Source organism: Scytonema sp. PCC 10023 (assembly GCF_963920835.1).
In the GTDB taxonomy this organism is placed as follows: domain Bacteria; phylum Cyanobacteriota; class Cyanobacteriia; order Cyanobacteriales; family Nostocaceae; genus Kalymmatonema.
The window spans coordinates 141,721-148,173 of record NZ_CAWUDP010000012.1 but is presented as its reverse complement, the minus strand read 5'-3'; the positions used below and the strand labels follow the sequence as shown (position 1 = coordinate 148,173).

General features: G+C 43.2%; 9 protein-coding genes and 1 pseudogene. 4 read left to right on the top strand and 6 right to left on the bottom strand.

The genetic code is table 11. The features are described 5' to 3' along the window. The coding region (locus ACM0OZ_RS10155; RefSeq protein WP_414582679.1) for a hypothetical protein at nt 1–232 on the top strand (232 nt) is incomplete at its 5' end. Nucleotides 233–374: 142 nt separating this feature from the next. Beyond that, a complete protein-coding gene (locus ACM0OZ_RS10150; RefSeq protein WP_414582678.1) occupies nt 375–728 on the top strand; it encodes a helix-turn-helix domain-containing protein in 354 nt (117 codons plus the stop codon). A 479-nt stretch (nt 729–1,207) separates the two neighbouring features. Here the strand turns inward: ACM0OZ_RS10150 and ACM0OZ_RS10145 are convergent, their stop codons facing one another. After that, nucleotides 1,208–1,630 (bottom strand): transposase, encoded by a 423-nt coding sequence (locus tag ACM0OZ_RS10145; RefSeq protein WP_414582677.1) that lies wholly within the window; start codon nt 1,628–1,630, stop codon nt 1,208–1,210. Next, the gene (locus tag ACM0OZ_RS10140; protein ID WP_414582676.1) at nt 1,630–1,833 is read right to left on the bottom strand and encodes a hypothetical protein; all 204 of its coding nucleotides are present in this window, start codon (nt 1,831–1,833) and stop codon (nt 1,630–1,632) included. Before ACM0OZ_RS10140 ends, ACM0OZ_RS10145 begins: the two co-directional genes overlap by 1 nt. Nucleotides 1,834–2,226: 393 nt before the next feature. Here ACM0OZ_RS10140 and ACM0OZ_RS10135 point away from each other — a divergent pair, with 393 nt between their 5' ends. Next, complete coding sequence (locus ACM0OZ_RS10135) at nt 2,227–3,099, top strand: SAM-dependent methyltransferase (protein ID WP_414582675.1); 873 nt, start codon at nt 2,227–2,229, stop codon at nt 3,097–3,099. A 376-nt stretch (nt 3,100–3,475) separates the two neighbouring features. Continuing rightward, on the top strand, nt 3,476–4,540 hold the full coding sequence (fabD, locus tag ACM0OZ_RS10130; protein WP_414582674.1) for an ACP S-malonyltransferase: 1,065 nt from the start codon (nt 3,476–3,478) through the stop codon (nt 4,538–4,540). Nucleotides 4,541–4,724: 184 nt separating this feature from the next. Here the strand turns inward: fabD and ACM0OZ_RS10125 are convergent. From ACM0OZ_RS10125 to ACM0OZ_RS10110, 4 genes and pseudogenes are all read right to left on the bottom strand, one after another. Beyond that, nucleotides 4,725–5,024: pseudogene (locus tag ACM0OZ_RS10125) on the bottom strand (IS701 family transposase); the annotation flags it as partial. Between the two features lie 294 nt (nt 5,025–5,318). Continuing rightward, on the bottom strand, nt 5,319–5,642 hold the full coding sequence (locus tag ACM0OZ_RS10120; protein WP_414582673.1) for a transposase: 324 nt from the start codon (nt 5,640–5,642) through the stop codon (nt 5,319–5,321). 189 nt (nt 5,643–5,831) lie between these two features. Next, entirely contained in the window at nt 5,832–6,215 is a 384-nt protein-coding gene (locus tag ACM0OZ_RS10115) for a helix-turn-helix domain-containing protein (RefSeq protein WP_414582672.1), read from the bottom strand. After that, nucleotides 6,178–6,378, bottom strand: coding sequence for a hypothetical protein (locus ACM0OZ_RS10110; RefSeq protein WP_414582671.1), 201 nt, complete (start codon nt 6,376–6,378; stop codon nt 6,178–6,180). The genes ACM0OZ_RS10115 and ACM0OZ_RS10110 overlap by 38 nt, the downstream gene beginning before the upstream one ends. Between the last annotated feature and the right edge of the window lie 75 nt (nt 6,379–6,453).

The following is a 6,453-nucleotide window of genomic DNA, read 5'->3' as shown; positions in this document are numbered from 1 at the left end:
TTGTCGGGGGTATTTAACAGTTACCAGTTATCAGTTATCAGTTACCAGTTACCAGATACCAGTTATCAGTTATCAGTTATCAGTTACCAGTTACCAGTTATCAGTTATCAGTTACCAGTTATCAGTTACCAGTTATCAGTTATCAGTTATCAAGGAAGCGCAGTATCAAGATGTCCCAAGTCGATCTTCTCACTGCGTAGGTAGCTGCGTAGGTAGCTGTTCACTGTTTTAAGCATTTTTCTTGTTGTCGGGGGTTGTCGGGGGTGTTGTTCCAAGGTAGTATTTAACAGTTACCAGTTATCAGTTGTCAGGGTCTGGTACTGTTTACTGGTCACTGTTCACTGTTCACTGTTAAGTGTCGGGGGTTGTCGGGGGTGTCGGGAGATAAACTATCAAAAGCTGAGGCAGCAGAGTTTTTGGGAGTTTCACCGCGTAGTGTGGAGCGATATTCACAGCGGGGGAAATTACACCCAATTTACTTTGAAGGTGATAATGGCAAGGAAGCTTATTACAGGCTTAAGGAATTAGAAAAGCTGAAGGCTGATACTTCTACACCTCTTCACGTGTCGGAGGTTGTCGGGGGTGATAAAAATGATGAAAATGATGAGAATGATAAAGGCATTACCTATGCTCAAACACCAGATTCTTTGATGATTATTCATGACATAGTGAATAAGCTTCTCGAAGTTGTGCAATCCACACAATTTAAAGGGGAACTTCGCGTGTGAGTAGCATTGGAACCAAAATGTACGCTAACGACTGATTCCTGTGATAACAATCTTTATCACAGAGATAATAAGCTCAAAGACTAACGGTTCGGCTTCGCTCACCGTTAGCCCTGAGCGAAGCCGAAGGGCTGAATTATCGCTCTTGATGCGACATTGAAGAAGGTGGAAATTTTATCGTTATCACAGGAATAAGCACGTTGAAGAGCGACAACTCAAACTCAAGTACAGTAAGCGTCTTGGGCTTAGCGTACATTCCTGTTCCATTACTACTCGTGCGCGTAGACAGGTTTTTTCTCATCTATTTACTCTTAAACAGATGCTTGAGTTTTTACGTCAAGCAGTAGACCGCAACTATGGCGTAGCCTGCGAAGTTTGTTTACCATCTGGCTGATTTTGGTTGATTTTCGGGGCTTATTTATAAGTGAATCTTATTATTCATGCCTCACAATCACCTTTTGTACATTTCTCAAAAAACGGTATCATACACTACTATTTTTTAGCGATTGCGCTCTGCGCAGTGCCAAAGGCAATCGCAGAAGTTTTCGGTCTACTGACTTTAACCAAATGGGTGCGACTTCAGCCACAGCATTCAAGGCATAACGCAGGGTTTCCCCCAAATGTTCTAGTCTAGTTAAGTCTCTAATCACCGCTAGTATATGAGTTGAGTCAGTACGCTGTTTTCCCCTTGCCGATAACAGTTTACGTTCCTGAAATTTTAATAGCATCTTGTCTAGTATTTGTTGCTCAACACCACCTGCGATTAATCGGTCGCGGAATTCGCTTAAAACACTAAAATCAAAGCCTGGATCTGTTAACTCTAAGGACAAAGCATATTTCCAATCAATCCGCCCTTGTACTGCTTGCGCTGCTTGTCTATCAGACAGATTTTCTAAAAACTGCATTACCAACACCATCGCCAAACGCGCCCGGTGCTTGTGCCGGCTGGCCTTGTTGCGGATAAAGTGTGGCGAAGTCTTCGTCCTGATAAAACACCCCAAGTTCCGAAGCGCAGTCGCATATATAAATTACCTTTGGGAAACGCGGCTTTGGCTACACGTAGCGTTTCATCAGGAACCGGAGGAATTTCTTCGGGATGTAAGCACATATACTGCCTCCAAAGGTATTTCTTCTAGTTTATTGATAATTGAGGCAGCTAACTTAATTTTCTTCTTACCGTGTATTACGCGGTAGAGGGCAACACTCTCTCCCATGTAATACACCGTAAATTTTCGATTTTTATGTTAAGTAATATTTCGCCAACGGTATCCTATTCGGGGCGCACCTTTACGTTTTACTTCATTGCTTTTGGCTCAATTTTTGGTATCGTCAAGTTAGGTCTGCGAGTCTTGCTGGGTCATCGCGCCTCACTTGAGTGACATTTGCTCTCTAGGAGTTCATGTTCTCTAGGAGTTCATGTTAGGATTGCTAAATGAATTTTTCTAAGTGCCCAGAAGTTTTACATTGCATTATTTCGTCAATAAAATAAGTTAGGAGAACGATGAGCAATTATAAACCAGAAAAAGTAGCACGGATGTACGATTCACTCGAAGATCAAGGAGAGACTGCTATCCTTCTAGATCAGTATCATCTGGGCTATTGGGACGAGACAAATCCGAATGCAAGTCCTACTGAAGCTGCAGATCGTCTCACTGAAATCATGATTGGCAAGGTGACCATCCAGGCAGGGGAACGCTTCTGCGACCTTGGATGTGGGGTTGGTGCCCCAGCAATACAGCTTGCACAAGCGACAGGATGTTTCGTTGATGGAATTACGATAAGTCAATCTCAGTACGAAAAAGCACAGCAATTAGCTGCAGAAGCAGGTCTATCTGAGCAGACATACTTCATCCTGGGTGATGCCTTGCAAATGCCCAGCGAGGACGCAACCTATCATGGTGGCTGGTTCTTTGAATCGATTTTTCACATGGGTCACCGCAAAGCGCTTCAAGAAGCTTCTCGAATCTTGAAGCCGGGAGCAACATTGTTAATTGCAGACCTTCCAGCACGACCCACCATGAGCGAAGAATTCAAAGCACTTTGCGAGGAGCAGAGCCATTCGTTTGTTATCCCCAAAGAAGACTATCCAGAACTACTTGATACGGCTGGTTTTGACTTGATCGAAATTGAGGACGTGACCGACTACGTAATTACTCCTCTTGTAGCCAAGATGAAGATTGCGTGCCAACAGTATGAATCCGAGTTCTTAAAATATGTCCAGAGCCCACAGATGAAAGATTGGCTCCAGTCATACCAAAATAGGCGTGGTATGGAATATGTCGAGAGTGAAGCGATCAACTATTGGATTCAAATGCTCCAGGATATGTGTAACAACCTTGAGTATGCATTGGTGACCGCTCAAAAAAGAGCGTAAACTCAGATCTTGCACCTATCCATAAAAAACCGTATAAGCTAAAAAGATGCGCGATAAGGCTACCTGATTTTTATCGGTTTTTATCGCTAAATTAAGGCTTTTAATTTAATACGGAGTAATTAAATTAAATCAATTTTTATTGGTGCAAGATGTGAGCCTCCCACAGGCGCGATTAACGCTCCCGCAAAATATGAAACAAGCACATTTTTATGATGTTTCTCAAAGCCTTACTGTATAACGGTTCTAAAATGTGCAAGTTAAGAGTAAATGCTAATTTGATACTTCGCACATCTCCCAATACGGTTCGGTTAACATCTAAATTCAATTTTTAGGCTTCTTCAGGAAGCCTACTTAAAGAACTAACAAAAGGATGGTTATGATCGCTTATATGTTCCCAGGACAAGGCTCTCAGATGAGAGGGATGGGAGAGAACCTCTTGAGTAAATTTCCCAACCTGACGCAAAAAGCTGATTCAATTTTAGGGTATTCAATTGAAGATCTTTGTTTGAATGATCCGCAAAAAAAGTTGAATCAAACTCAATTCACCCAACCAGCTCTTTATGTTGTGAATGCCCTCTCCTATCGGAGTAAAATCCAAGAGACTGGTAAAAAGCCCGACTTTCTGGTGGGACACAGCTTGGGAGAATATAATGCTTTGGAAGCTTCAGGCGCGATTACTTTTGAAGATGGATTAAAGCTGGTTCAAAAACGAGGGATACTAATGAGCCAAGCTCCTAAAGGAAGCATGGCAGCTGTTATCGGTGCAAATGGAGAACAAGTTAAAAAGCTTCTGAAAAAATACGGTTTTGATACTATAGATGTGGCTATTTTCAACTCTCCAGAGCAGGTAGTTATCTCCGGTTTAAAAGAGGATATCGTTAAGGCCAGTGACAGTTTTCAAGAGGCAGGTACAAAATACATCATTTTAAATACAAGTGGTGCTTTTCACTCTCGTTATATGGAGTCTTCAAAAGTCCAGTTTGAAAAGTTTCTTAAAGGTTTTTCCTTTTCCAAACTCCAAATTCCGGTAATTTCCAATGTCACCGCACGGCCTTATATCCAAAGCGAAGTCAGTGAAAATCTAGCTAAGCAGATAACCCATTCAATCAAATGGACTGAAAGCATACGTTACCTTTTGGCTCAGGGCGAGGTCGAGTTTCAGGAAATAGGAGTTGGAATCGTTTTGACTAAGTTAATAACTTATATTAAAGCGAAGGAAAAACCGCTTGAAATTAAAAAAACGTCTGATAATTGGACTGTCCAGGAAAAGGTAGACCGATGGAATTCGATCCACCCAATTGGTTCAAAGGTTTCTGTAGATGGATATGAAAGTCCATTGGAAACTAGAACAGAAGCAATGGTTCTGTTTGGGCATCGAGCTGCCATCTATATGAAAGGATACAATGGGTATTTTGCGCTTGATGAGGTAACTCCAGCGTAACAGCATTGTTATTCAATTTCAATTCTGTTTTGAAACCTAACAGACCTCGACTTTATCCATTTAAGCGACGTAGCCCAAGGTATCGGTCAAACGTTCCAACAAAGCACGAGGGATTTTTACCATATGGGTCGACTCAGATCTTGCACCAGGAAATTTGAATGTCAATTCCTTGACTAAGTGCCAAATTTTTAAGGCGTTCAATGTCTTGTAAAAGAAATAACACTACCAAGTGTGGAAATATAGTTTGGAACGCAATTTGTGCGGCTTCGCCCCAATCGGGTAGGTCTAATGGGGCGATCGCAGCCGATAAATAAGCTTAATGCGCCAAAATGTAAGAAATCAGGGACAGTACGAACCAACGGTACACACCTAAAAGTGTCCCCTGTCCAAAACGGTGTTTTGCGGTTTTAAAACAACCTTCTATTTGCCATCTTCGTTTGCCCCACCAAGAAATAGTGCTAGCTTTCAGAGCTTTAGTAGAAATCTGGAGTTTAGACTAGTACATGGCGGCGTAAGTTTAGATAGGGTTATACTGCTAAAAGCTTCCCCTTAAAAGTCCACTGGAAAGGACGAGCTAACTTTTGGTTAAAGTAGTCAATAAAATTTAAGATTTGCTGTTTGAGATCGGCTTGAGAGGAAAAACTACCTCTTCTCAAGAGTTTACGTGTGAGAATACTAAACCAAATTTCAACTTGATTGAGCCCTTCGGGTATCTCCTTCGGAGACGCTTCGCGAACGCCAGTTGCTTCAAGTCGGGGAACCCGCCCAACGCACTAGCTCACCAGGAGCAGTGCTTTGGGGTAAAATGGAACACAACCTTGTGCAGCGGATTGGCTAAAAACTGGGCGCGAGTGCTCATTGATTGGAGGATGCCAGACTTGCCCTTAACACCTAAAGTGTCAAAGGCAATACCTTCAATGTCAGCAATCCATCGTACCAAGGATTCCGATTGATGGATATTCAAACAGTCCATAATCAAATGCCACTTACTCGCGGTCGGGTCAGAGGCAATCAAGCATTGGCAATGCGCTAGAAAATCGGCTTCCGTCCGGTGATGGTCAATAGTAGGAGCCACAAGTTGACCTGTAACAACATCGCGCATTGGCAATTAGGGTTTGCGTGCCATGCCGAATATATTCAAATTCTCGACATTCGACTTTGCCTGGTCGCATTGGTAAACTAGGAAGGGCGCGTTCGATGGCTTGAATGCCGGTCATTTCGTCAATGCTAATGGTTCGTTCTCCCTGAATAGCCCGTATTGGAGCACTCAGATAGTGTTGGCTGATGTCTTCTACTTTGACTGAAAACTCCGAGTCATACGGGGGGAAAAAGCCAGTAGCGAGACTGGTGCGGTTTGAGTTCTGCTTCGGCGGAAGCCACGTCCCACCTGACGGGGAGATATTTGCTCTACAATACCTCGCTTGATCAACTCCGACGCCAGTTCATGAGCACTCCAATGACTGATAGGAAGACCATATTCCATCGGATCATGGCAGGCGAGCGCCATGCATTCAACTTGCTGTTCCAGGGTAAATTTTAACGGTGCACCAAGACGCGAGCTATCAAGCAATCGCTCGATCACTGTTTTGGATTGGTCGCTAGTCTCAACCCAACGCCGTCGCCACTGCCGCACCATCTTAATACTGATATCCAACGTCCTTTGCAATTTCTGCATTGTTTTTTCCAACAGCCGCCTCAAGTACAATCCGCGCACGTTGTGCGATTTGTTGTGGCGTACTGGGTCGAAGAGCTAATTTTTCCAGGTCTTGCTCGTCAGTCTCACTTAGGATGATTGTCAGTGGTTGGCAAGGCATGAGTGCTTCAGTTAATCTCGTCATTTATACCCTAACCGAACTTACGCGCTCGCTGTACTAGTGATGTGTCCTGTAATTTTTGTAAAGTATTGGGGTGAA

What these genes read in the sequence shown, in the direction of transcription:
- ACM0OZ_RS10145 (WP_414582677.1), bottom strand. Translation starts at nt 1,630, where the DNA reads ATGCAGTTTTTAGAAAATCTGTCTGATAGACAAGCAGCGCAAGCAGTA.
- ACM0OZ_RS10140 (WP_414582676.1), bottom strand. Translation starts at nt 1,833, where the DNA reads ATGTGCTTACATCCCGAAGAAATTCCTCCGGTTCCTGATGAAACGCTA.
- ACM0OZ_RS10135 (WP_414582675.1), top strand. Translation starts at nt 2,227, where the DNA reads ATGAGCAATTATAAACCAGAAAAAGTAGCACGGATGTACGATTCACTC.
- fabD (WP_414582674.1), top strand. Translation starts at nt 3,476, where the DNA reads ATGATCGCTTATATGTTCCCAGGACAAGGCTCTCAGATGAGAGGGATG.
- ACM0OZ_RS10120 (WP_414582673.1), bottom strand. Translation starts at nt 5,642, where the DNA reads ATGCGCGATGTTGTTACAGGTCAACTTGTGGCTCCTACTATTGACCAT.
- ACM0OZ_RS10115 (WP_414582672.1), bottom strand. Translation starts at nt 6,215, where the DNA reads ATGCAGAAATTGCAAAGGACGTTGGATATCAGTATTAAGATGGTGCGG.
- ACM0OZ_RS10110 (WP_414582671.1), bottom strand. Translation starts at nt 6,378, where the DNA reads ATGACGAGATTAACTGAAGCACTCATGCCTTGCCAACCACTGACAATC.